20 protein-coding genes and 1 pseudogene are annotated in these 19834 nt (G+C 58.0%); 7 read left to right on the top strand and 14 right to left on the bottom strand.

Going from position 1 to position 19834, the window contains the following annotated elements; all coding sequences use genetic code 11:
• Positions 1 to 120: 120 nt before the first annotated feature.
• Complete coding sequence (locus MOQ67_RS24845) at positions 121 to 1143, bottom strand: transporter (protein WP_253398321.1); 1023 nt, start codon at positions 1141 to 1143, stop codon at positions 121 to 123.
• 259 nt (positions 1144 to 1402) lie between these two features.
• Between MOQ67_RS24845 and MOQ67_RS24840 the strand changes: the two are divergent.
• A pseudogene (locus MOQ67_RS24840) lies at positions 1403 to 2098 on the top strand (methyl-accepting chemotaxis protein); the annotation flags it as partial.
• Between the two features lie 165 nt (positions 2099 to 2263).
• Positions 2264 to 3031: a methyl-accepting chemotaxis protein gene (locus tag MOQ67_RS24835; RefSeq protein WP_448675957.1), complete on the top strand. Its 768-nt coding sequence runs from the start codon at positions 2264 to 2266 to the stop codon at positions 3029 to 3031.
• 57 nt (positions 3032 to 3088) lie between these two features.
• Here the strand turns inward: MOQ67_RS24835 and MOQ67_RS24830 are convergent, their stop codons facing one another.
• Together MOQ67_RS24830 and MOQ67_RS24825 are read right to left on the bottom strand one after the other, a co-directional pair.
• Positions 3089 to 3397, bottom strand: a complete 309-nt coding sequence (locus MOQ67_RS24830) for a PepSY domain-containing protein (RefSeq protein ID WP_253398317.1) — start codon at positions 3395 to 3397, stop codon at positions 3089 to 3091.
• A gap of 87 nt (positions 3398 to 3484) precedes the next feature.
• Positions 3485 to 4636, bottom strand: a complete 1152-nt coding sequence (locus MOQ67_RS24825) for a glycerophosphodiester phosphodiesterase family protein (protein WP_321848752.1) — start codon at positions 4634 to 4636, stop codon at positions 3485 to 3487.
• Between the two features lie 232 nt (positions 4637 to 4868).
• Here MOQ67_RS24825 and MOQ67_RS24820 point away from each other — a divergent pair, with 232 nt between their 5' ends.
• Complete coding sequence (locus MOQ67_RS24820; protein WP_247407529.1) at positions 4869 to 5192, top strand: DUF2025 family protein; 324 nt, start codon at positions 4869 to 4871, stop codon at positions 5190 to 5192.
• A gap of 58 nt (positions 5193 to 5250) precedes the next feature.
• Here the strand turns inward: MOQ67_RS24820 and MOQ67_RS24815 are convergent, their stop codons facing one another.
• Together MOQ67_RS24815 and MOQ67_RS24810 are read right to left on the bottom strand one after the other, a co-directional pair.
• Complete coding sequence (locus tag MOQ67_RS24815; protein WP_253398314.1) at positions 5251 to 5571, bottom strand: antibiotic biosynthesis monooxygenase family protein; 321 nt, start codon at positions 5569 to 5571, stop codon at positions 5251 to 5253.
• Positions 5568 to 6275 carry a CTP synthase C-terminal region-related (seleno)protein gene (locus tag MOQ67_RS24810; protein ID WP_321848749.1) on the bottom strand — a complete coding sequence of 236 codons (708 nt, stop codon included), beginning with the start codon at positions 6273 to 6275 and terminating at the stop codon, positions 5568 to 5570. The genes MOQ67_RS24815 and MOQ67_RS24810 overlap by 4 nt, the downstream gene beginning before the upstream one ends.
• A gap of 80 nt (positions 6276 to 6355) precedes the next feature.
• Here MOQ67_RS24810 and MOQ67_RS24805 point away from each other — a divergent pair, with 80 nt between their 5' ends.
• A complete protein-coding gene (locus MOQ67_RS24805) occupies positions 6356 to 7237 on the top strand; it encodes a LysR family transcriptional regulator (RefSeq protein ID WP_448675656.1) in 882 nt (293 codons plus the stop codon).
• 28 nt (positions 7238 to 7265) lie between these two features.
• On the opposite strand, the gene MOQ67_RS24800 is transcribed toward MOQ67_RS24805, so the two are convergent.
• The 3 genes from MOQ67_RS24800 to MOQ67_RS24790 form a co-directional block, all read right to left on the bottom strand.
• Positions 7266 to 7790 carry a DUF1003 domain-containing protein gene (locus MOQ67_RS24800; protein WP_253398308.1) on the bottom strand — a complete coding sequence of 175 codons (525 nt, stop codon included), beginning with the start codon at positions 7788 to 7790 and terminating at the stop codon, positions 7266 to 7268.
• 116 nt (positions 7791 to 7906) lie between these two features.
• Positions 7907 to 8965 carry a diguanylate cyclase gene (locus tag MOQ67_RS24795; RefSeq protein ID WP_321861751.1) on the bottom strand — a complete coding sequence of 353 codons (1059 nt, stop codon included), beginning with the start codon at positions 8963 to 8965 and terminating at the stop codon, positions 7907 to 7909.
• A 191-nt stretch (positions 8966 to 9156) separates the two neighbouring features.
• Positions 9157 to 9783 (bottom strand): TetR/AcrR family transcriptional regulator, encoded by a 627-nt coding sequence (locus MOQ67_RS24790; protein ID WP_253398303.1) that lies wholly within the window; start codon positions 9781 to 9783, stop codon positions 9157 to 9159.
• Between the two features lie 124 nt (positions 9784 to 9907).
• Here MOQ67_RS24790 and MOQ67_RS24785 point away from each other — a divergent pair, with 124 nt between their 5' ends.
• From MOQ67_RS24785 to MOQ67_RS24775, 3 genes are all read left to right on the top strand, one after another.
• Positions 9908 to 10966 (top strand): MBL fold metallo-hydrolase, encoded by a 1059-nt coding sequence (locus tag MOQ67_RS24785; RefSeq protein ID WP_448675655.1) that lies wholly within the window; start codon positions 9908 to 9910, stop codon positions 10964 to 10966.
• Between the two features lie 197 nt (positions 10967 to 11163).
• The gene (locus MOQ67_RS24780; protein WP_448675654.1) at positions 11164 to 11817 is read left to right on the top strand and encodes a hypothetical protein; all 654 of its coding nucleotides are present in this window, start codon (positions 11164 to 11166) and stop codon (positions 11815 to 11817) included.
• A gap of 139 nt (positions 11818 to 11956) precedes the next feature.
• Positions 11957 to 13462: an amidase family protein gene (locus MOQ67_RS24775; RefSeq protein ID WP_448675653.1), complete on the top strand. Its 1506-nt coding sequence runs from the start codon at positions 11957 to 11959 to the stop codon at positions 13460 to 13462.
• A gap of 64 nt (positions 13463 to 13526) precedes the next feature.
• Here MOQ67_RS24775 and MOQ67_RS24770 read toward each other — a convergent pair whose 3' ends face one another.
• The 6 genes from MOQ67_RS24770 to MOQ67_RS24745 all read right to left on the bottom strand — a co-directional run bounded on the left by MOQ67_RS24770 (position 13527) and on the right by MOQ67_RS24745 (position 19704).
• Positions 13527 to 13901, bottom strand: coding sequence for a helix-turn-helix transcriptional regulator (locus MOQ67_RS24770; protein ID WP_253398294.1), 375 nt, complete (start codon positions 13899 to 13901; stop codon positions 13527 to 13529).
• Between the two features lie 157 nt (positions 13902 to 14058).
• Entirely contained in the window at positions 14059 to 15012 is a 954-nt protein-coding gene (locus MOQ67_RS24765; RefSeq protein WP_448675652.1) for a hypothetical protein, read from the bottom strand.
• A gap of 83 nt (positions 15013 to 15095) precedes the next feature.
• The gene (locus MOQ67_RS24760; protein WP_253400431.1) at positions 15096 to 15740 is read right to left on the bottom strand and encodes an HAD-IB family hydrolase; all 645 of its coding nucleotides are present in this window, start codon (positions 15738 to 15740) and stop codon (positions 15096 to 15098) included.
• A 924-nt stretch (positions 15741 to 16664) separates the two neighbouring features.
• Entirely contained in the window at positions 16665 to 17576 is a 912-nt protein-coding gene (locus MOQ67_RS24755) for an EamA family transporter (RefSeq protein WP_253398290.1), read from the bottom strand.
• Positions 17573 to 18304 carry a hypothetical protein gene (locus MOQ67_RS24750; protein WP_448675651.1) on the bottom strand — a complete coding sequence of 244 codons (732 nt, stop codon included), beginning with the start codon at positions 18302 to 18304 and terminating at the stop codon, positions 17573 to 17575. The genes MOQ67_RS24755 and MOQ67_RS24750 overlap by 4 nt, the downstream gene beginning before the upstream one ends.
• 17 nt (positions 18305 to 18321) lie before the next feature.
• On the bottom strand, positions 18322 to 19704 hold the full coding sequence (locus MOQ67_RS24745) for a saccharopine dehydrogenase C-terminal domain-containing protein (RefSeq protein WP_448675650.1): 1383 nt from the start codon (positions 19702 to 19704) through the stop codon (positions 18322 to 18324).
• Between the last annotated feature and the right edge of the window lie 130 nt (positions 19705 to 19834).

Genomic DNA, 19834 nt, shown 5'->3' with positions numbered 1-19834 from the left:
TGACGGAGATGCTGCGATAGGTCAGTGTTTAGCTGATTGGATTGGCCGCTGGTCGATAAACACCACACGTCAATGTGCGGGCGAGCAAGCCCGCACACAGGTGTTCAGCGCATTTCAGCTTCAGTAGTCTGTGCGCTTTCTGAAGGCCCAGCGCCCGGCAATCAAGGTGAAGGTCGCGACCAGCGCCACCAGAATCCAGAAGCCTTCCGGATCTTGGGAAAGCGGCACCCCGCCCACGTTCATGCCGAAAAAGCCGGCGATGATATTGATCGGCAATGCCAGCACCGTCACCACCGTCAGCGTAAACAGTGTGCGGTTGCTTTGTTCGTTGAGGTTGGCGGCGATTTCTTCTTGCAACAACTTGATGCGTTCGCCCAGGGCCGTCAGGTCGTTGATGATCAGTGCAAATTCCTCGGTGGATTTGCGCAATTCCTTGACGTCTTCCTTTTGCAACCACTGCGGCGGGCGGTTGAGCAGGCGCAGCAGCGAGCCCGGCTCCAGCGCCAGCAGGCGTTGCAGGCGCACCAGCACCCGGCGCATGGCGCCCAGCTCGGCGCGGTTGGTGGACAAGCGCGAGGAGAGTAATTGATCTTCGATATGGTCGACGCTGATGCTGGTCTTGCGCACGATCTGCGTCAGCACCTCGCCCTGGTCGCGCAGCAGGTGCACCAGCAACTCCAGCGGCGAGCGAAAGCGTTCACCGGCTTTTACCGATGAGCGCAACTTATCCACCGAGTGCAGCGGTTGCAGGCGCGCGCTGATCAGCAAGCGACTGCGGGCGCAGACCCACAACGTGGAAATATCCGACGAGACCATGCTGCTGAAATTGAACACCACGTCGTTGACCACCGCCAGCAAGGCCGAGTCGACGTGTTCGATACGGGTGGAGCGCGAGCCCTCATGCAGGGCTTCGAAAAACTCTTCAGGCAAGGCCAGGTGCGCCTGCATCCAGCGCTCGCATCCGGCGTGGGCCAGGTTCAGGTGCAGCCATAGAAACTCTTCCGGGTCTTGCGGTTGCTGCAAGGCCTGGAGGGCGGTGGCTGAGTCAATTTGCTCACCTTTCTCGCCAGGGCGAAAACGGAAACCGTAAAGCAAGCCAAACAGATCGGAATCCTGGTGGCTGTGGTCGATGCTGTGGTTCATGGCGTCTCACAGAGAAAGGACCTGTAGGACGTTTCACAGGTTCGCGTGGGCGAATCATTGCAAGGAAGTTTGACAGTTTTGTGACGGTTTTCGACTTGTTTCGCTTTGGTGACACTTTATTGACCGCTTGTCGAAGTGGGCTCAAGAAGCGTCTAGAACGGCCGATTCAGAGCACAAGAACCGCTGCGGATGGCGGCACCTTTGATGACAGGGAAGTCATGACGTATTTGCATTTTTCCTTGTTTCGAGGCTTTTTCCGATGACTTTTTTGCGAACATCCCTGCGGGCACAGATTTTGTCGCTACTCGGTGGCAGCCTGCTGGCGATGTTATTGATCGCCCTGGCCTGTTTCAACTTCCTCTCCAACGGGGTGCAGAGTTACCGCAGTTTGCTCGAAGGGCCGTTGCTCACTTCACAGCTGATCGATGAGGCCAACCTGCAGTTCAAGGTGCAGGTGCAGGAATGGAAAAACGTGCTGTTACGCGGCAAACAGCCTCAGGACCTGGAGAAATACTGGGGCCAGTTCCAGGACCGGCAACGCGATGTACAAGGCATTCTCGCGCGGTTGGTCACCCAGACTGCCGGTGACCCGGCGCTGAACCAGCGGATCCAGAACCTGCGTCAAGAACACCAGCAGCTTGGCGTTTCCTACCAGAAGGGGCGCGATGCCTACGTGGCCGCCGGCGCTGACCCGAGCGTCGGCGACACCGCGGTCAAGGGCGTGGACCGCGCCGCCAGTGAACAGATGAGCGCCCTGGTCAGCGACTTGCGCGCCCAAAGCACCCAACAATCCCAGACCATCAGCGCCCATGTCGAGCGCACGGTGATGGTGGGCCTGACGATTATGTTGCTGTCCGGCGTGTTGATTGGCTTGTTCAGCCTGTGGTTGATCAACCGCAACCTGATCCTGCCGATCCGAGGTTTGATCGGCTATGTGAGCCAACTGAGCCACGGTCGTTTTGCCGAGCGTGTCGCCAGTCGTCGCCAGGACGAACTGGGGCAGTTGGCGGAGGCGGCGAACACCTTGCGCGACTTTTTGGCCGAAACCTTCAGCCGCCTGCAGCGCAGTGCCACTGACTTGGTCGGCGCCAGCAGTGAGTTGAATTCGATCGCCGGGCAGATGGCGACCGGTACCCATGATCAATTCAGCCGCACCGACCAGGTGGCCACGGCCATGACCGAAATGTCGGCCACCGCCCAGGAAGTGGCGCGTCACGCCGCCAGTGCCTCACATGCGGCCGATGATGCGGACCACTCGGCCCGCGAGGGCGGCGAAGTGATGAAAGTCACTATCGCCACCATCGGCCAGATGCGCACTGAGATCCTCAACACCGGCACTATCATCCGCCGTCTGGAAACCGACAGTGTGCGCATCGGTAAAGTGCTGGAAGTGATTCGCGGGATCGCCGAGCAGACCAACCTGCTGGCGCTCAACGCCGCGATCGAGGCGGCACGGGCAGGCGAGGCGGGGCGTGGGTTCGCGGTGGTGGCCGATGAAGTGCGCAGCCTGGCGCAACGCACGGCGGCGTCGATCATCGAGATCAACCAGATTATCCAGGCCGTGCAAACCGGCGCGGTCGATGCGGCCGAGGCGATTGTCACGGGCCAGTCGTGCAGCGATGACAGCGTGGAAAAAGTCACCCAGGCCGGCGCGATGCTCGCTCACATCACCCAGGCTATTGAAGCGATTCGCGACATGAACCGCCAGATCGCCACGGCGGCCGAGGAGCAGACGTCGGTGGCCGAGGATATTTCGCGCAATATCACCCAGATCACCACCGTGGCCACCGCCAACCTCGACAACGTGAAGCGCACCGAAGCGGCGAGCCAGAATCTGCGTGGTTTGTCCGGCGAGTTGAACGAGGTGACGGCGCGACTGGGCGCTTGATCAGGCGGCCATAAAAAAACGCGCCACCCGAAGGTGGCGCGTTTTTTAGGTTTTTACTCAGGTGTCTTGCTTGTCTTCCAGTACGGTGCCGGTCTTGGCGTCGAGTTTCACTTCAAAGCGCTTGCCGGCGGTGTCGGTCAGTTCAACTTCGTAGACCAGCACGCCGCTGTTGTTGTGGTCCAGCTCGGTGTCGGTAATCTTGGCGCCTGCATGTTTGGCCACGGCGGCGGCGTTGAGTTTCTCGAAAGGCATTACGGCACCGGATTTGAGCAGACCTTCGATTTGATCCGGGCGGACATCGGCCTGGGCCAGGCCGGCGGTCAGGGTCAGGGCAGTCGCTGCGAACAGAGCGGTCAAGGTTTTCATGGTGTGTATCCTTTTTTGGTGAGCTGTTTAAGTGGCGCCAGATTAACCAGCGCAACTTAATTCATCCTTAATGGCACACTGACTTATTCAGTACTTATGGTCGTTCAGCAAATCCTGCACGCTGGACGACGGCCAGCGCTTGTAGAACTTCAGCAGTTCGGCGGCGCGGTTGGTGAAGATGCCGTCGACGCCGTTTTTCATCACTTTCTCGAAGTCCACGGGTTCATCCACGGTGTAGACGTGCACCAGCAGGCCCTTGTCGTGGGTCAGCGTGTTCATTTCAGGCTTCACCAGGTCGGTGTAGCTCTGGTCGCCGTGGGCGGTCAGCTCCGCCGACGGGCCGGTGCCGATGGCGCCGAGGCTCTTGGCTTCGTCGAGCCATTTTTCGAACTCGGCGGCGTCTTTCGGTTCTTGCTTGGCGTAGTAAGCCGCCTTGGTCGGTTCGCCGGATTCGGCGAAGGTTTGCTTGGATTTCGGCTCGATGCTGCCTTCACCTACCCACAGTAGCAGGATCTTCGGGGTGTTCGGCATCTCTTTCTGCAGCTCTTTCAGGCTGGCCGTTTCGAAGGTTTGCAGCACCACGCGGCCCTTGCCCTGGCCGACACCGGTGTTGCTCTTGCCCAGTTTGGAGCCGGCGGAGCTCAACCAGCCTTTATCCAGCAGCTTGTTTTTCAGGTCGGCTTCGATGCCCGGGAATTGCTTGGGCTCTTTGGTTTCGATGTACAAGCCCGGTTTGTGCTGCGGGTTGCCTTCGGCGATCTTGATGATGTCGTCCAGGCTGAGGATCTTCAGGCCGACGAAGCCGGGGCGTGCGCGGTCCGGGTAGGCGGCGTTGAACCAACTGCCGGCGTCGAGGGTTTGCAGTTCTTTCCAGGTGAACTCGTTGGCCGGGGCGTCTTTGCGCTCGGGGAACTTGGTGGCCACGTCGGTGGTGCGTTGCAGGTTGTTGTCGTGCAGGGCGAACAGTACGCCGTCCTTGCTGCGCTGCAGGTCCAACTCCAGGTAGTCGGCGCCCAGGTCGCGTGCGACCTTGTAGGCGGCAGCGGTGGACTCAGGGGCGTCGTAGGACGCACCACGGTGGGCGATCACGGCAGGGTAGGGAATGCCTTCGTTAGTTGCCAATTCAGCCGGGCTGATCGGGTCGGCAGCCTGCGCCTGGCCAAGGCCGAGCATCAGGGCGAGCAGCAAGGCGCTCCCTATAGTGGCGGGCACCGGGCCGTTGGTAAACGTGACAGGCATATGCGGAGTCCTTTCGTGGAGAGAGCTTTGAGAAGGCCTCCTTTTTAACAATTGATAACGCAAGGCGCTATCACCAAACCGACATTAACGTGCGCACGCGCCAATTTTCTGGGTTTTTTTGCGCGACTTTGCAGTACTCTTGCCGCAAACCGCCCCGTAAGAGGGCAGTACTTTCCGCCACGCGTGTAAACCATCTTTCCAGTCCCTGTGGGACTTTTCAGTGAGGTTTACCATGCGCATCACCTCCGAGCTTATCTGCCAGGCCGCCGACCAGCTTCACGGTTTTGTCGGCCTCAACCGCAAGACCGGCCAGTACATCGTGCGTTTCAGCGAAGACTCCTTCGGCATGGACGTGGCCGATGACGGCATCATCCCCACTGCCGAATTTGTCTGGCTACCGGCCCCCGAGCACGCCATGACGTTGTCCCGTGAGCGCCTGCAATTGCTGCTCGATCAGAACATCGACGACCGCATCAACATCACCGAGCCGCTGCGTGTGTACATGCGGCGGGTGGAGATCCCGCAGATCAGTGCGTTGCGCAGCCTCGTCAGCTAGCCCGACAGCCTGTGTCTCGTCGCTGAGGATCACCTGTGCGAGGGCTTGCGGTCGCCTCTCAATGCGGGAACGCGTAGGCGCGCTCCACCTTGCACACGCGTGTGTGAAACGCCGAGTACCAGGTGGAACGCCCCTGCTCGCGTACCGCCCGATGCTCGGCCTGCTGTTTCCAGGCGAGGATGTCGGCCTCGCTGCGCCAGTACGATACGGTGATCCCCACGCCATCCTCCCGCGCCGATTCAACCCCGAGGAAGCCCGGTTGCTCACGCGCCAGTTCCAGCATGCGTGTGGCCGCCTCGCCGTAACCGTGGTCACCGGCGGTGCGCAGTGAGCTGAAAATCACCGCGTAGTAAGGCGGGGCGGGGGTGTGGGCAATCATACCGAGGTCTCCTGGCAGGCCTTGAGCAGGGCAATCGCCAGCGGCGGCGTGACGCCCTGGAGCGCGGCGCGTTCGGGCTGGAACAGGGTGGCGACGAAGAACGGATGGTCCAGCAGCTCCACGGCGCGCAGGTCGCCGGCCGAGTCGTGGCCGCTGGGGATCAGAGCGCCTTCCAGCAGCGCGCTGGCGAAGTCGGGGTTGATGCCGTAGCGGCAGCGATAGCCTTCATGAATATCGAGTGTGCCGTAGGCGTCGGCGATACGGGTGTAGGCGGCCAGGCGCACGGTGTCGCTGGCCTCCACCAGAGCGCAACTCAGTGGCGCGATCACTGCACGTTGGGCATTCGGGACCAACTCGCCGTGTTCGGCATCGGCCCAGCCCAACACATTGCGGGCATATTCCAGCACCGCGTGTTGAAAGCCGCCGCAGGTACCGAGGAAAGGGCGCCGCTGTTCGCGGGCAAAATGGATCGCGTGCAGTGCGCCATCGGTGTCGCGGTACGGGCTGGCGGGCACGCACCAAAAACCATCGAAACCTTGTAGTTCGGAGGTGGCGCTGAGGGTGTCGGTCTCCAGCCATTGAAGGTGAACCGTCAGGCCCAAGGCGTCGGCGGCCTGTTGCAGCGCCACGGGAATGGCTTGGTGCGCAATCACATCGGGGTTGTAATCGCCGATCAGGGCGAGGTGCAGCGTGCTGGCTTTCATTTGAGGCTTCCCCTGGCTTGTCGTGTCCTGGTGCGCACTATAGATTGGCGTTCACGCAATCAATATTGGCGTTTACCCACATGTTCAATGCAGCTGCGCACTATCAGATCGATTACCCCGACTTGTCGCTGATCCTCGCCCTGGTGCGCGGTGGCAGCCTGGCGCGGGCGGCGGCGTTGTTGCGGGTGGATGTGTCGACGGTGTTCCGCGCCGTGCGGCGGCTGGAGGCTGCGCTGGGCCAGACGTTGTTTGAAAAAAGCCGCGCCGGCTACCTGCCGACCAGCCTGGCCAGCCACCTGGCGCAGCAGGCCGAACGCGCCGAACAAGCCCTGGAGGCCGCGCGCATCGGCGTGGAACAGGGCGGTGAAGTGATCAGCGGCACGGTGCGCCTGACCTGCACCGACTCGGTGCTGCAAGGCTTGTTGCTGCCGGCGCTGGCGCAGTTCATGCCGGATTACCCGGCGCTGACCCTGGAGCTGAGCACCTCGAATGATTTCGCCAACCTCAGCCGCCGCGATGCCGACATCGCCCTGCGCCTGACCCGGACACCACCGGAGCATCTGGTAGGGCGTTGCCTCGGCACCGTGCAGTATCAGGTGTGCGCCAGCACAGATTTTGCGCGTCAGCACGCAGGACGCGAGCTGGCGGAGTTGGCCTGGATCGCGCCGGATGACTTCCTGCCCGATCACCCCACCGTCGCCTGGCGCCGTGCGCAGTTGCCGGGCGTGCGTCCCAGCTATCGCTGCAACAGCATGTTGTCGGTCACCGAACTGGTGCGGGCGGGGCTGGGCGTGGCGGCGCTGCCGGACTTTCTGTTGGATGAACGCCTGCAACCGTTGGGCCCCGCGTTGGCGGGGCATGACACGGCGCTATGGCTGCTGACGCGCCCCGATTGCCGGGCATTGCGCTCGGTGGTGACGCTGTTTGATCAACTGGGGCGGCATGTGCGATTGAGCCCCTGACACCCCGCCGGCTGAATGTCTGGGGGACTTATGGTTTTCGCACAAACTGCTCATGCATCTCACACGTTAGGGTCTCGATACGCTCGGTCAGTTGCTTGGTCATTTCTGTCAGCCGGGTGTTCAGCTCCAGCAGTTCCAACAGCTGTTTGCTGGTGTTCTGCGTCTCGGCCTGGCGCTCGGCATTGGCGACGGCCAGCGCTTCACGGTGCTGCGCGTCGGCGTCGGACTGGGCTTTGTCGCGAGCGGCCTGGCGTGTCTGGGCCAGCAGGATCAGCGGCGCCGCGTAGGCCGCTTGCAGGCTGAAGGCCAGATTGAGCAGGATGAACGGGTAGACGTCGAAGTGCGTGATGCCGGTGACGTTGAGCACAATCCACACGGCCACGATCAAGGTTTGTGCGCCGAGGAAAGTCGGTGTGCCGAAGAAGCGTGCGAAAGCCTCGGCCTTGAGGGCGAAGGTGTCGGTGCCAAAGGTCGGCGCCAGGTGGGCGTGGCGTCGATGGAAGCGCAGATAATCGACGGGGGCGGCTTTGGGTTTGTCGGGTGTTGGGGTCATGGAAAACTCGGGTCATCAGTGTTTAAGACAGGTGTCCACTATAGCCTTGGCGATCTGTCTTACGCATGAATAACCCGGGGACGACATGGTTGCCTACGAGGAGTCGTGTGAAAACTTCAGGCGGAATGGGCGATCGCGTAGTTGCTGGCATTGACCCGGTTACGCCCGGTGTCTTTGGCCGCGTACAGCGCGCGATCCGCCGCATTCAGCCAGGTGGCGGCATCGGTGAAGATGAGTTGGAAATCGGCCAGGCCAATGCTCAGGCTCACGCGCAGCTCTGGGATTTGCGGGTTACGGTAATTGCTGAAGGTTTCGCGTATGCGCTCCATGACCCGTGCGGCTTCTTCCAAGGGCATTTGCGGAAGAATCACACAGAACTCGTCGCCTCCGTAACGGCCGGCCAAATCGTTTTTCCGCAGGTTACGCCGTATCTCCAGGCTCAGTTGCCGCAGCACGGCGTCGCCGACGATATGGCCGTGAGTGTCGTTGATCTGTTTGAAGTGATCGATATCAATCAGCGCGATGGTGGCGTGGCTTTGTTGCTGCTGGCACTTGTGGAACTTGAGGTGCAGCAGATCTTTCCACGAACCGTGGTTGAGCAGGCCGGTGAGGCTGTCGGTGCGGCTCAGGGCGCTGAGGGCGCGTTTATGTTCCGACAGTTTGATCGCCAACTCGTAGCAGACCCTGCCGATGGCCATGGGGTACAACGTCAACATCGGCAGGCAGGTGTAGACCTGGAGCGGGCTGACGTCGGGGTTGAAGCGCATGCCGAACAGCGCCCATGCCACCCCGATCCCTGCGCCCTGCGCGAGCAAACCGCGCAGGAACAGGCGACTGCCGCCAGCGGCGAAGTTGTTCATGGTCATCATCGAAAGGATGGTCACGGTCGTCAGCGGCGTGAACTGAGCGGCGGCGGCCCAGAAACCGCCGCACAACGAGTCATACAAAATGTTGCGCTGTTCGGCCTGGTAGGGGAAGGGGGAGCGGATTGACAGCTGGTACGCCACATGTGCCCACGCGAGCCCATTGAACAGCAGGAACGCCCACACCCAGCCCGGCATCGCGAGCGGGTACAAGCCGCCGAAGACACTGATGCAGCCGATACCCAGGCCGATGATCCTTGGCTTGTAAATACGCCTGGCAAATGAAAGCCCTTTGCCTCGTCTGTTTTCCATAGATTTCCGGGTCAGCTTTTTTTCGCAGATTCGGCCGCGCGCGCGTGCAGGGAGAACCGTTGATCGGATAATACTTGTGAATATTGTCAGTTATTTGCGTAGGAATAATCAGTGGCCTTCCAGGCCATTCGCGCAAAACAGAGGGCAAATAGGCCAAAAACGACCAGGGATGTCGCATATGCAACGGTTGTTTACTGCGAGCGGCGAGCGCCTGCTTCGTAGCCGGCCAGGAACATATCGATTGCCGACTCGATCACGCGGGCCTGGTCGGCGGCGTCGAGGGTGGGTTGGCCGAGGGTGATCTGCGGCCAGAAGGCGAACGCCTTGAGCAGGCTTTGAATCTGGTGCGCGGCGAAGGCCGGGTCGGTACACGTGAGCCGGCCGTCTTCCTGGGCGGCGCGCACCCATTGAGTGAAACCTTCTTCGCGCATGCTCAAGCGGTTGACCATGTCCTGGGCGCGTTCTGGCGAGTGAATGGTGGCGGCGATGGCGACCCGGGCCAGGTCGAGGAAGTTAGCGTCCGACATCATCTTCATCTTGGCTTGCAGCAAGCCGCGCAGTTGTTCACGCAGCGGGCGATCGCTGGCGTAGTTCACGTCGAGTTGCGCGACGCTGCTGGCCCAGAGTTGGTTGAGAATTTCGGCGAACAACTCTTCTTTGCTGGGGAAGTGGTTGTACACCGTGCGCTTGGAAACGCCGGCGGTGGCGGCGATCTTGTCCATGCTGGTGACCTCGAACCCGTTGACCCGAAACTCGGCGATAGCGGCGGCCAGGATGGCTTCGCGCTTGCGGTCGGTGAGGCGTTGAGGGACAGACATGGACAGGGATCGACTCTAAGAGGAAAATTACACTCGGTAGTTTACTTGCTCCGGGTTTTGTTGCAATCTTGAAACTACACTGTGTAGTGTAATTTCATGAGCGGTCCGTAGGAGTTACCTGGTAATGGCCACGATTTCAACCCGTCTCGATCCCTCGCCTGTGGTGCGCAAGCCTGCCGAACAGAAGCAAGGCACCTTCAGTAACCATGCTCCCGTACAGCGTGCCGGCTTCGGCAAAACCTTGCGTATTTTCTGGAAGATGCTGTTTCACAAGCCGCGCAGCACGCGGCCGGTCGGGGAGATTCCGGTACATTCGCTGACCCGCGAACAGCTGTCGGCCGCCCCCGACCATAGTGTGTTCCGCCTGGGGCATTCCACCGTGCTGCTGAAAATGCGCGGTAAATTCTGGCTGACCGACCCGGTCTTCGCCGAACGCGCTTCGCCGTTCAGTTGGGCCGGCCCCAAGCGATTCCATGCACCGCCGATCAGCCTCGAAGATTTGCCGCCGTTGGAAGCGGTGATTCTGTCCCACAACCATTACGACCACCTCGACCGCAAGGCCGTCATCCAACTGGCCGACAAGACCCGTTACTTCCTCGCGCCGCTGGGCGTGGGCGACATCCTGGTGAAGTGGGGCGTGGACGCCAACCAAGTGCGGCAGTTGGATTGGTGGCAGGGCAGCGAAGTCGATGGCATTCATTTTGTCGCCACTCCCGCGCAGCATTTTTCCGGGCGCGGCTTGTTCGACAGCAACCAGACGCTGTGGTGTTCCTGGGTGATGATCGACGGCGCGCGTCGCGTGTTTTTCAGCGGCGACACCGGCTATTTCGACGGTTTCAAACGCATCGGCGAACAGTACGGGCCGTTTGATCTGACCCTGATGGAAACAGGTGCTTACAACGTCGACTGGCCTCATGTACACATGCAACCGGAGCAAACCTTACAGGCGCACATCGACCTCAAGGGCCGCTGGCTGTTGCCGATTCACAATGGCACCTTCGACCTGGCCTTCCACGCCTGGCACGAGCCGTTCGACCGCATCATGGCGTTGGCGTGGGAGCGCAACGTGTCGATTGCCACGCCGGCCATGGGGCAGGCGTTCAGTTTGAGCCAGCCCACGCGAGGCTTCGCGTGGTGGTTGGAGGTGGAGGTTCTGGGCGGCGAAGACGCGCTTGTGAACTGACGCTCGGGGAGATCGGAAAAAAGGAATTTTCAAGGTGTTGCAGGCCTACGACAAACGCCAGATGAGAGTGCGATGATCTTGGGAACGTCAATTTCCGGGAGTCGGCTCTGATGGACAATAAATGTGGGAAGTCTTTGCTATCGCCTATGTCTTGTCGGCGGGAAGCGTTTTTACCCCCCTCTGCGGAACCGGTTTGTTTGGCGCAGGCGCCCTCCAACGCTCACATCGAAACGGGGACCACGACGGCACTGGGTATCGGCTACGTCCCCGATGCACATCTTGGTGCTGGCGTTGTAATCCCTGGCTATAACGTGCCGGCCCTGCCTCTGAAACCTGTGCGCGACCCCGCGCTGTCATTGATCGCCTTGAGTGGTGTCGAGCCCACTGAATCGGGCAAGGTGGAAGCTGCCTTGGTGCAACACTCCAGCAATTGCGCCGTCCCCTACACGTTGGCGGGCACTCGCGTGGGGTTCGCCGACCGCCTTGTGCGGGGCAATGATCAGGAGCCGATTGAACACAGCGCATCCTTCCTGGAAGCGTTGGGCTTCCTGCGTCAGGCCGGTGCCCAACTGGTGGCGGTGCCGGCGGAGCGAGCTGATGACACCCTGTGCTTCACCCTGCATTCGCGCAATGAAATCGATGAGCGTGTGAGCGAATATCGGCTGGATGCGCTGGTGTCCGAGAGCCATAGCGCCGCGTTCCATGCCGCGTGCTGGAGCGGCTACCCGAGCCTGGGGGAGCCGCTGGGGGACGGGGCGACGCTGTGGTTTTATGGCGCGCAGTGGTCGAAAGACTCGCTGAGGGTGCTGGTGCAGGGCTATCGCAACGCCCGTGGCCTGGCTATGGGGTAGGCAAAGCTACCAACGGCGTTGAACAATCCCACAGGTTGAAAGACCTGCGTCGCGCAGCTTCGGTGGAGCGGGGTTTTTAGACTGGTGTACGGATCAAGGTTGGTCCTTCATCATTTCTTACCCCTCCGGGAGGTGCTTCATGTTGGGTATTGGTTATGGCGTGGGGGTGTTTGTCAACCAGGTGCAGCGGTTGCTGCCTGTGCAGCCTTCACCGGGGGCTTCAGCGCCGGTTCCCCCGGGAACGGAATACGCCAGTGTTCGCGAACTCGGCGAGCAAATGGCCCGGCCGGGTGGATTCACTTCGGTCGATCTGGTCAGTTACCTGCAAGAGCGCATTCGTAAGCTGGACCCGCAATTAAGCTCGATCATTGAACTGAACCCCGAGGCCTTGCAGATTGCCCGCGAGCTCGATCTGGAGCGCGCCAATGGCAAGGTGCGTGGCCCGCTGCATGGCATTCCGGTGTTACTCAAGGACACTATCGAGACGGGGGATACCCAGCAAACCAGTGCCGGCGCCTTTGGCTTGGTGGGCAGTGCGGCGCCCAAGGATGCCTTCATCGTCGAGCGTCTGCGCGAGCAGGGTGCCGTGATCCTGGGTAAAACCAACTTGACTGAACTGGCGGGCTTTCGCGGTGGTCCCGATGGTTCGAGTGCGCGGGGCGGGCAGACGCGTAACCCGCATCAAGCGGGCGCAGAGGTGGGCGGTTCAAGTTCTGGGTCGGCCGCCGCGGTCGCCGCAGGCTTCGCGCCCTTGGCGGTGGGCACCGAGACCAATGGCTCGATCATCGTGCCGGCGGCGTTCAACGGGGTGGTTGGTTTCAAGCCTGGCGTGGGTTTGCTGAGCCGCAGCGGCATCATTCCAGCCAGCCATCGACAGGACACGCCAGGTCCGATGACGCGCTCGGTGTTCGATGCTGCGTTGATGCTTAACGCGATGTCGGGCCGCGACCCTCTTGATCCCGCGAGTGTGGACGCCCCCCACGGGATTGATTACACCGCGTTGCTCAAGCCCGGAGCCCTGCAGGACAAGCGTATCGGTTATCCCGTGACTTTTTCCGCGAATGGCGAAAGCCTGCCGGTGGACAACAGCCCGCAATTTCGCCAAACCCTTGAAGTGCTTCGCACGCAAGGCGCGGTGCTGGTGCCGGTCGATATGCGCTTGGCCGACGCTTCACGCTATGGCGAACTCTTGTACGCCGACGTGAAGGACGAGTTGAACGACTACCTGGCCAAGCGCGAGGGCCTGCCGGTCAAGTCGGTGTCCGAGTTGATCGCGTTCAACGAAAAACGCGATGGCACCGACACCGATCACCAACCGACACTCAAGGAGATCGACGCGTCCACCCTCACCGCCGACGAGCGCCAGCCGCTATGGGACGCAATGATCGAGGATTTCCGTGGCACGGTGGATGAACTGATCGAGCGGGAAAACCTCGACGCCATGGTGTCGGACTTTGATACGAACAGCTACTTTGCGGTTGCGGTGGCCGGCTACCCAGGGATCAGCGTGCCGTCCGGGAAGCATGAGGACGGTGTGCCGACCAGTGCATACTTCTTCGGCGCCCGTGGGTCTGAACCCACACTGCTTGCAGTGGGCCATGGCTATGAGCAGGCAGCAAAGAAGGTCGCCAAGCCCAGCCTTTAAGCCGTCAGGCAATGTTCACACCCTGGCGTAGCCAACGCCGGGGTTCACACTCAGTGCCATCGCGTTACTGCGCCTGCGGGGTGGGTGAATCAACTGACGCCGCTGTTGAACCCATCAATCGAGACAGGATGTTTTGTGCAGCAGGTTCCGCGCAGGGGGCATTCAACTTGCGCGCACGCATCCCCCAGCCAGGCGCAAACCCTGGGAAAAACACCAACCCTTCGGCCTCCAGGCGGAACGCCAGGGTCAGGCGCACGTCGTCTTCCACGGCGCCCTGGGTTTCAAACCGTTGAATCGCATCCACCGTCACCCCGGCCTGGCGCGACAACTCTTCGCGGCTCCAGCCGAGCATGACGCGGGCCTGCACGCTGTGCTTGGCGGTGAATTGATGCAGGACGATCTGCTGTTCTACGAAAGAGCTCATTGCCAGAGAGGACATGGGGTGTCTCCAGGGTTCGACGGGGAGGGCAAACTATACTGTGTTTTTGTACAGTTGTTTTGACCGCTCATCAACTGGAATTTTCTCCAGCGCCGACACCGTTCTATTTTGAGGCTTGCACGATGGTATTCGTGTTCGAGGTCGAGTACGGTCTCGGCTAACTCGCCTGCGCCGCCGGCACTTCGCGAATAATCAAATGATCCAGATTCTCGATATCCGCACTGAACACCCCGAACGTCTGCTCGGGGTTTTTCTTGCTCGGTACTTGCTTCAACTGCGGCGTCACCCCGTAAAAGAAGCAATATAACGGCCGTTCGCTGCTGGCTGCAGCTTTGATCTGCTCGAGGAACGCTGTGCGCTTGCGGTAACTCTCGATGAGTTTTTTGCTCAGGTAGACGTTGACCGAGTAGGGCTTCTTGTCGAGCCATACCTTCTTTTCGAAGTCGATGCGAAAGCTGCTGGTGTAGTCCTTGATCGCTTTGATCCGGCCCCAGTAGATCAGGCCCTGATTGTCCTGCAGGTACTCGATCTTCTTGAAAAACGTCCAGTACGTCGCGGTATGCTCGCCGATCTTCAAGGGCATCGCCTTGAGCTTGTCCTTGTCGTCGAGGTTCGACACATAGCATTCCACCGGGTGGGCGAACACGCTGGTTTTATCCGGGGTAGTGTCGTTGGAACCGACAGACACGCTGGTGCGGGTTGAAGGGGAATTCGCCGGGTCTTGTGGCGCTTGCCCTTCAGTGCCCGCCAGCGGGGGTTTGCGCGGGTAGGTGCGCCGGCTCAGGACAAATTCCGATGGGAAGTGTTCCTCGCGCTCGTCCTCACCGTCGTCCGTAGCCGGTTTGTGGCTGCTGGCGTAACGGCAACCCTCGATATGCCGGGTGCCTGGGGTGTTTTTGAAATGCGGGGTGCGCCGGTAATTGACATTTTTCGCGTTGAAAGTGCTCAGCACATTGCCTGCTTCGAAGGCCGCGCGGCATTCATCGTTGGGGCAGAGGAAACGGTCCGTGTCGGAGTCGTAGGCGTCGGTTTCGTCGAAATTCAACTCTCGCACGTCGTAGATCGACAGCTTGTCGTCGAGACTCAGGCTGTAGGCCGTGTCGAATTTCATGGGCTCGGGTCCGTGAGAGGTTTGGCTATTGATAGCCGGATATTACGCAGATATCGCTAGGAAACCGCAACCCGGCGCCCGCATCAGCGCTGCAACCTGGCCTGCTGCTTCTTCCCATGAAAATGCCGAAAATGCGCGTCCTGCGCCGCCGCCAGCAACTCCCGATCCCCGCGCGTATCGCCCCAGGCCCTGAGCCGATACTCCCCCAGGTCGCCATACACCGCTTCAAGCCGCAGCACCTTGTTCTCGCACCGGCAGTTATTCCCGGTGAGCCTGCCGGTCAATACCCCGTCGAGCACCTCAAGCTCGGTCCCGATCAACTTGATCCCAAGCCGATCGGCAAACGGCTGCAACACCAACGCCGGCGACGCCGAACACAAGGTCACCACCGCCCCCGAGCCCAGCTCCTGCTCCACCGAAAGCACCCCCGCCGGCCGCATCAACCGCGCCCAATTGCGCTGGCAGTACTCCTCGGCCTTTTGCTGCACCCACGCCTTCTCCACCCCGGTCATAAAGGTGCGGATCAACTGCGCCTTCAACTCGTCGCGGCTGATCTGCCGCACCAGAAACCGCAGCCCTGGCAGTGCCAGCTTGACCATCCGGCCATAGAACTCGCCGGGGCCAAAGGCAAACTTGAGGAACGGCACGAAACTGTCGTGATGGGTCAGGGTGCCGTCGAAATCAAAGACGGAAAGTACTTTGGCATCCACGGGGCCGGCTTCGAGCATGTCTGGGGTCACGGGTGGTCCTTGATCAGGTGGAGCGGGTTCATAGCGTTCTGACTGGCGCCTGCCTGTCGGGTTCAGGTTAATGGTTCTGTCCGATCACGGCGGGTCAGGGCCTGCGCTCTGTATTTCTGCGTGAGGGAATTTCACCCTTTCATGGCCGTAGGAGTTTACTACTCCAGAGCCTGGATTGGGATTTCTGAGACTCCAGCGAGCCAATTCTTGAGTGAACGCAGACAGTTCGGACGACTGATTACGTTCGCAGTTACACACGAATGGGGCCGGGTACAAAGGCTGCTGATGCGGGCGGATCGTTAAACTGCGCGAATTTCCGATACTGGGGTTCAGACCGGATTTGATAGCGGATTATCCTTTTATCAGCGATATCGCCATTTTCTGCATTTATCCATGCACGTGCTTTTCCTGTGGAAAAGGAGTTGAGAGGGTGGTTTTGAACGGTTCGTCTGGGTATCACCGGACGAACCGTCGACAGGGATTTAAAGCATACTTTATTCAAATATAAAAAAGCCCTGAGCTGCTCAGGGCTTTTTAAGGGCGATGATGTCCGCCTATTCATCCGTGCGGCGCGGGGTATCTACGAGGTAGACTTCTTGCTTCCAGACAAACGCTGATCATTAAGCAAGACGGGATGCCCGACTGCTTACACTCCAGCCCATCCGCCAAACGATAACTCTAGCAGCAACCGCACTGTGCGGGCACCAGGAACCCTTGTGGATATACACACCAGTCGCCGTGGCTAACCCCACAGCGGAACCGGTATCTCGCCTGCATGCCCGCGTAAGCGTCGGACAGACAGGGGTAAGTGGCAGCGGGGGGACACTAACCATATAGCTAAAAAGCCATTGGCCCAACAGGTTCGCTGGGCCAATGGTTTGTTTGACAAGTGATGCTTTTGGGGGGGCGGCCTTACATGTCCTGGAGTGATATCACTGCTACTCCGACCACGATCACGATGATCGAGAAAAATTTTCTCACTACGCCTCCCGGTGCAATATCCTCGGCGATAAATTTTGGAAACAGCTTCGTTGCCAGGAACCCAAAAGCCAAAACGAATAGCGGGTGGATACTGACGACTACCGAAACCAAGGCTGCACCTCCTCCCGCAGCCAGAGCGGCCATGAAAAACACATAACCTCCAACATCAAAGATGTTCGTCACCCCAAAAATGCCAAATTGCTTATAATTCAAGACTTTCAGATCATCAATAATGAGCTTTCTCCACGTCGGTACCAATAAAAGAAACATCCCACCAAGGGCATAGCCGGCAAAGTTAAAAATCAGTACCGAGTCCAAGCTTTTGACTTGCAATATCTCGTCTGAAATCACGGTTGAAACGGCCCCAAAAAAAGCAGAAATCAACAAGACCACTACGTGTCTGGGATGGCCCAGCCCTCTAATCGTTCGCCTAGACATGCAGAGTATTAGAATGCCAACGACTATCAAAGCAAAGCCTGTCACTTGCCAAGATGTCGGGATAGCATGAAAAATCAACACTGATGCTGCCAATACAAATATTGGTTCAGATTGGTGGATCGGAATCACAACCGATACATCCATATCCTCCAAGGAGTAGCTGTAAGCAAAGTATTGCAAAAATATTGCGAGGCCAGAGCAGATATTTATTGCAACCATATATAAGTCTAGATCAGCAGGCTGAAAATAGGCATAAATGGCCGCCGCAAAAAAAATATTACCGATGCTCAGCAAGAAAATGAACGAAATGCAATTGGAGGTAATATTATTGATGGCGAACTTATCAACAATATTTGAAAGGCTCCAAAATAGCGGCGCCAAAAGGGCAAAATATAACCAGGTCATTGCTCTCTCCCGAGAACCTCAAGAATCGTGTTTTTGCTATCGATCAATAGCTCATTCGAGAAATCATCAGTATCGTGATCAAAAATAAACGTATTGTTATACCCGAAGCCATCAGAAGTTTCGAAGCTGACTATTTTGTCAAGAAGTTCTGGAAGCTCTTCAAATCGGGATGAGTGGTTTTTCTTCAAAAGTTTCATTGCATTTCCGTAGTGCGCCGCTTCATCTTTAGCAGCATTACGAATCCATACGGACAGACAATCAGGCCCAAGACTATCAAAAAGTTTAAAGTCCTGTTTATACGCCCGAGTGCTGGTAACCTCATCAAATGCAATGGATACCAATATGGTGAACTCATCAACCATGAACGATGAAATCAATTCAAACTCTGGCTGCCTGGACTTAATCTCTTTATCGATATCTTCTTCTCTGAATCCATACAAAACACTATTAATCTTTCGAAGGCCTCTGTAGTGATTCTGTTCATCCAGATGCCAGAGACATACGAACTCCAAAAGCTCATCGCTTAAGTCCAAATCACTTCGATTCATAAGGTATATTAAGAAGTGCTTAGAGTCGAACTCAGAACTCATGTCATGCCAGAAGTGTTCTTGTCGTGATTTAATGACCTCCCTGGAGCCGGTGATGCTTTCAGGGGGCAAATTTTTGAGTAAATCAACTGAAGACCAGTCATAACTTTTTAAACCGATAGACGATTTCAAATAGCTCACGATTGCGCTCCCTGCAATTATTCCATGAAATTCTCAAACTGCCACTTATCTGATGAGGCGATGGAAAATAGACCTTTATCTTCTTCTACTGGACTCCAATCGGTGTACTCCCCCAGCATTTCACCTAGGTAGGGCCTTGCATTGTCGAGAACGAACCTAAAATCCATTTCTTCGGCCTCAACGATCCCGCAACAAGGATTAGCAATTGCCCATTTCATACCTGAAATCACGCCGGCCACGACTTGCAAGGAAGTAGCGGAACTTTCAGGGTTGAGCTTTTGAGCAGCCGAGTTCTCTAGATAAGAACCGAACCAATATGCATTTTTCTCATGCCCCATCAGAAGCACGCCAAGATAATCCCCTCCCGAGGTGATATCTCGTCCCTGCAAAATTCTCTTTTGTGGCTGTGAATGCCATGAACAGCCACTTAGTTCGTGGATGGAAAGTATAGCGTCACTGCAAGGATGGTAAGCGTAGTTGACCGTAGGCCGATAAGTGACCTGTTCACCTTCAAAGCAGGTTAGATAGTCCGAAAGAGAAACTGCTTCATTGTGTGTGATCAAAAAACCTAAGCAAGGGCCAAAAGCAGGAGTCCACGTTTTCAATCTGACCGAGGCTCCCGGACGATTCAAGTAGATCGCGCTATTGCGGCCTGTCGTATGCCGCTGCCCCTCTGGCGGCAAACGAAGTTCATGAGTCCCCCAGCCTAACTCAGCAGGCTGGCAACCTTCGCCAATAAATCCATCAATCGACCAAGTATTAACAAACTCGCCAGGCCGCTTAGGCAGTTTTGCAACCTGGGTATCATGCTCCGCAATATGAATTGTTTTCACACCCAGATCTGCAGACAGCTTCGCCCACTGCTGGCGAGTTTGCGGGATAGGCTGGCTTATCCCGTAAATATCATCACGAATGTTCAGAAGAGCCTGCTTTGCGAAATGGGACACCAGACCCGGATTCGCGCCGTGCGCTACGATAGCGGTAGGGCCATTTTGGCATTCAGCCTTCAATGCCAGCATCGCTTCCCTGAGGGCGTAGTTGGTGCGATCTGCAGGCTCTGCATCTGCATTTACATAATAGCCGGCCCATGGCTCAATGCATGTATCAATATATCTTGCCCCTTTCTTCTGGCAAAATGAAACCAGATCGACACTTGAGACATCAACAGACAAGTTTATTAAAAAAGAGTCGGAATCGAGTTCGCTCAGCAAATAGTCAAGGTTTTCCTTAGTGACACTCGTCGTCACCCACACCACAGGACAATCGAAATCTGCGCTGAGCTTCTTGACCCCATATGGATCTATTACCTTAAGGCATTTAATCTCTCCCTCGAACTCGCTGAGCAAGTTCGGCATAAGCGCAGACGCAATGGTTCCGTAGCCAATCAACACAACGTTCATAAACTTTCTTCCTTGATAGTGTATACGAGCGGGCAGGAATATATCTCGGCATCCAGGCTAAAAGCTGGTTGCTAAGTGTATTTTTGCGGAGAGCTTAGTGGGGCAAGCGCGGAAAACACTTACCTACAGG

The sequence above is a fragment of the Pseudomonas sp. LY-1 genome, from assembly GCF_053502595.1.
This window is presented reverse-complemented; position numbering and strand designations above follow the sequence as displayed.

Excerpts from the sequence above, each read along its gene's own strand:
- MOQ67_RS24845 (WP_253398321.1), bottom strand. The coding sequence starts at position 1,143 with ATGAACCACAGCATCGACCACAGCCACCAGGATTCCGATCTGTTTGGC.
- MOQ67_RS24835 (WP_448675957.1), top strand. The coding sequence starts at position 2,264 with ATGGCGACCGGTACCCATGATCAATTCAGCCGCACCGACCAGGTGGCC.
- MOQ67_RS24830 (WP_253398317.1), bottom strand. The coding sequence starts at position 3,397 with ATGAAAACCTTGACCGCTCTGTTCGCAGCGACTGCCCTGACCCTGACC.
- MOQ67_RS24825 (WP_321848752.1), bottom strand. The coding sequence starts at position 4,636 with ATGCCTGTCACGTTTACCAACGGCCCGGTGCCCGCCACTATAGGGAGC.
- MOQ67_RS24820 (WP_247407529.1), top strand. The coding sequence starts at position 4,869 with ATGCGCATCACCTCCGAGCTTATCTGCCAGGCCGCCGACCAGCTTCAC.
- MOQ67_RS24815 (WP_253398314.1), bottom strand. The coding sequence starts at position 5,571 with ATGATTGCCCACACCCCCGCCCCGCCTTACTACGCGGTGATTTTCAGC.
- MOQ67_RS24810 (WP_321848749.1), bottom strand. The coding sequence starts at position 6,275 with ATGAAAGCCAGCACGCTGCACCTCGCCCTGATCGGCGATTACAACCCC.
- MOQ67_RS24805 (WP_448675656.1), top strand. The coding sequence starts at position 6,356 with ATGTTCAATGCAGCTGCGCACTATCAGATCGATTACCCCGACTTGTCG.
- MOQ67_RS24800 (WP_253398308.1), bottom strand. The coding sequence starts at position 7,790 with ATGACCCCAACACCCGACAAACCCAAAGCCGCCCCCGTCGATTATCTG.
- MOQ67_RS24795 (WP_321861751.1), bottom strand. The coding sequence starts at position 8,965 with ATGGAAAACAGACGAGGCAAAGGGCTTTCATTTGCCAGGCGTATTTAC.
- MOQ67_RS24790 (WP_253398303.1), bottom strand. The coding sequence starts at position 9,783 with ATGTCTGTCCCTCAACGCCTCACCGACCGCAAGCGCGAAGCCATCCTG.
- MOQ67_RS24785 (WP_448675655.1), top strand. The coding sequence starts at position 9,908 with ATGGCCACGATTTCAACCCGTCTCGATCCCTCGCCTGTGGTGCGCAAG.
- MOQ67_RS24775 (WP_448675653.1), top strand. The coding sequence starts at position 11,957 with ATGTTGGGTATTGGTTATGGCGTGGGGGTGTTTGTCAACCAGGTGCAG.
- MOQ67_RS24770 (WP_253398294.1), bottom strand. The coding sequence starts at position 13,901 with ATGTCCTCTCTGGCAATGAGCTCTTTCGTAGAACAGCAGATCGTCCTG.
- MOQ67_RS24765 (WP_448675652.1), bottom strand. The coding sequence starts at position 15,012 with ATGAAATTCGACACGGCCTACAGCCTGAGTCTCGACGACAAGCTGTCG.
- MOQ67_RS24760 (WP_253400431.1), bottom strand. The coding sequence starts at position 15,740 with ATGCTCGAAGCCGGCCCCGTGGATGCCAAAGTACTTTCCGTCTTTGAT.
- MOQ67_RS24755 (WP_253398290.1), bottom strand. The coding sequence starts at position 17,576 with ATGACCTGGTTATATTTTGCCCTTTTGGCGCCGCTATTTTGGAGCCTT.
- MOQ67_RS24745 (WP_448675650.1), bottom strand. The coding sequence starts at position 19,704 with ATGAACGTTGTGTTGATTGGCTACGGAACCATTGCGTCTGCGCTTATG.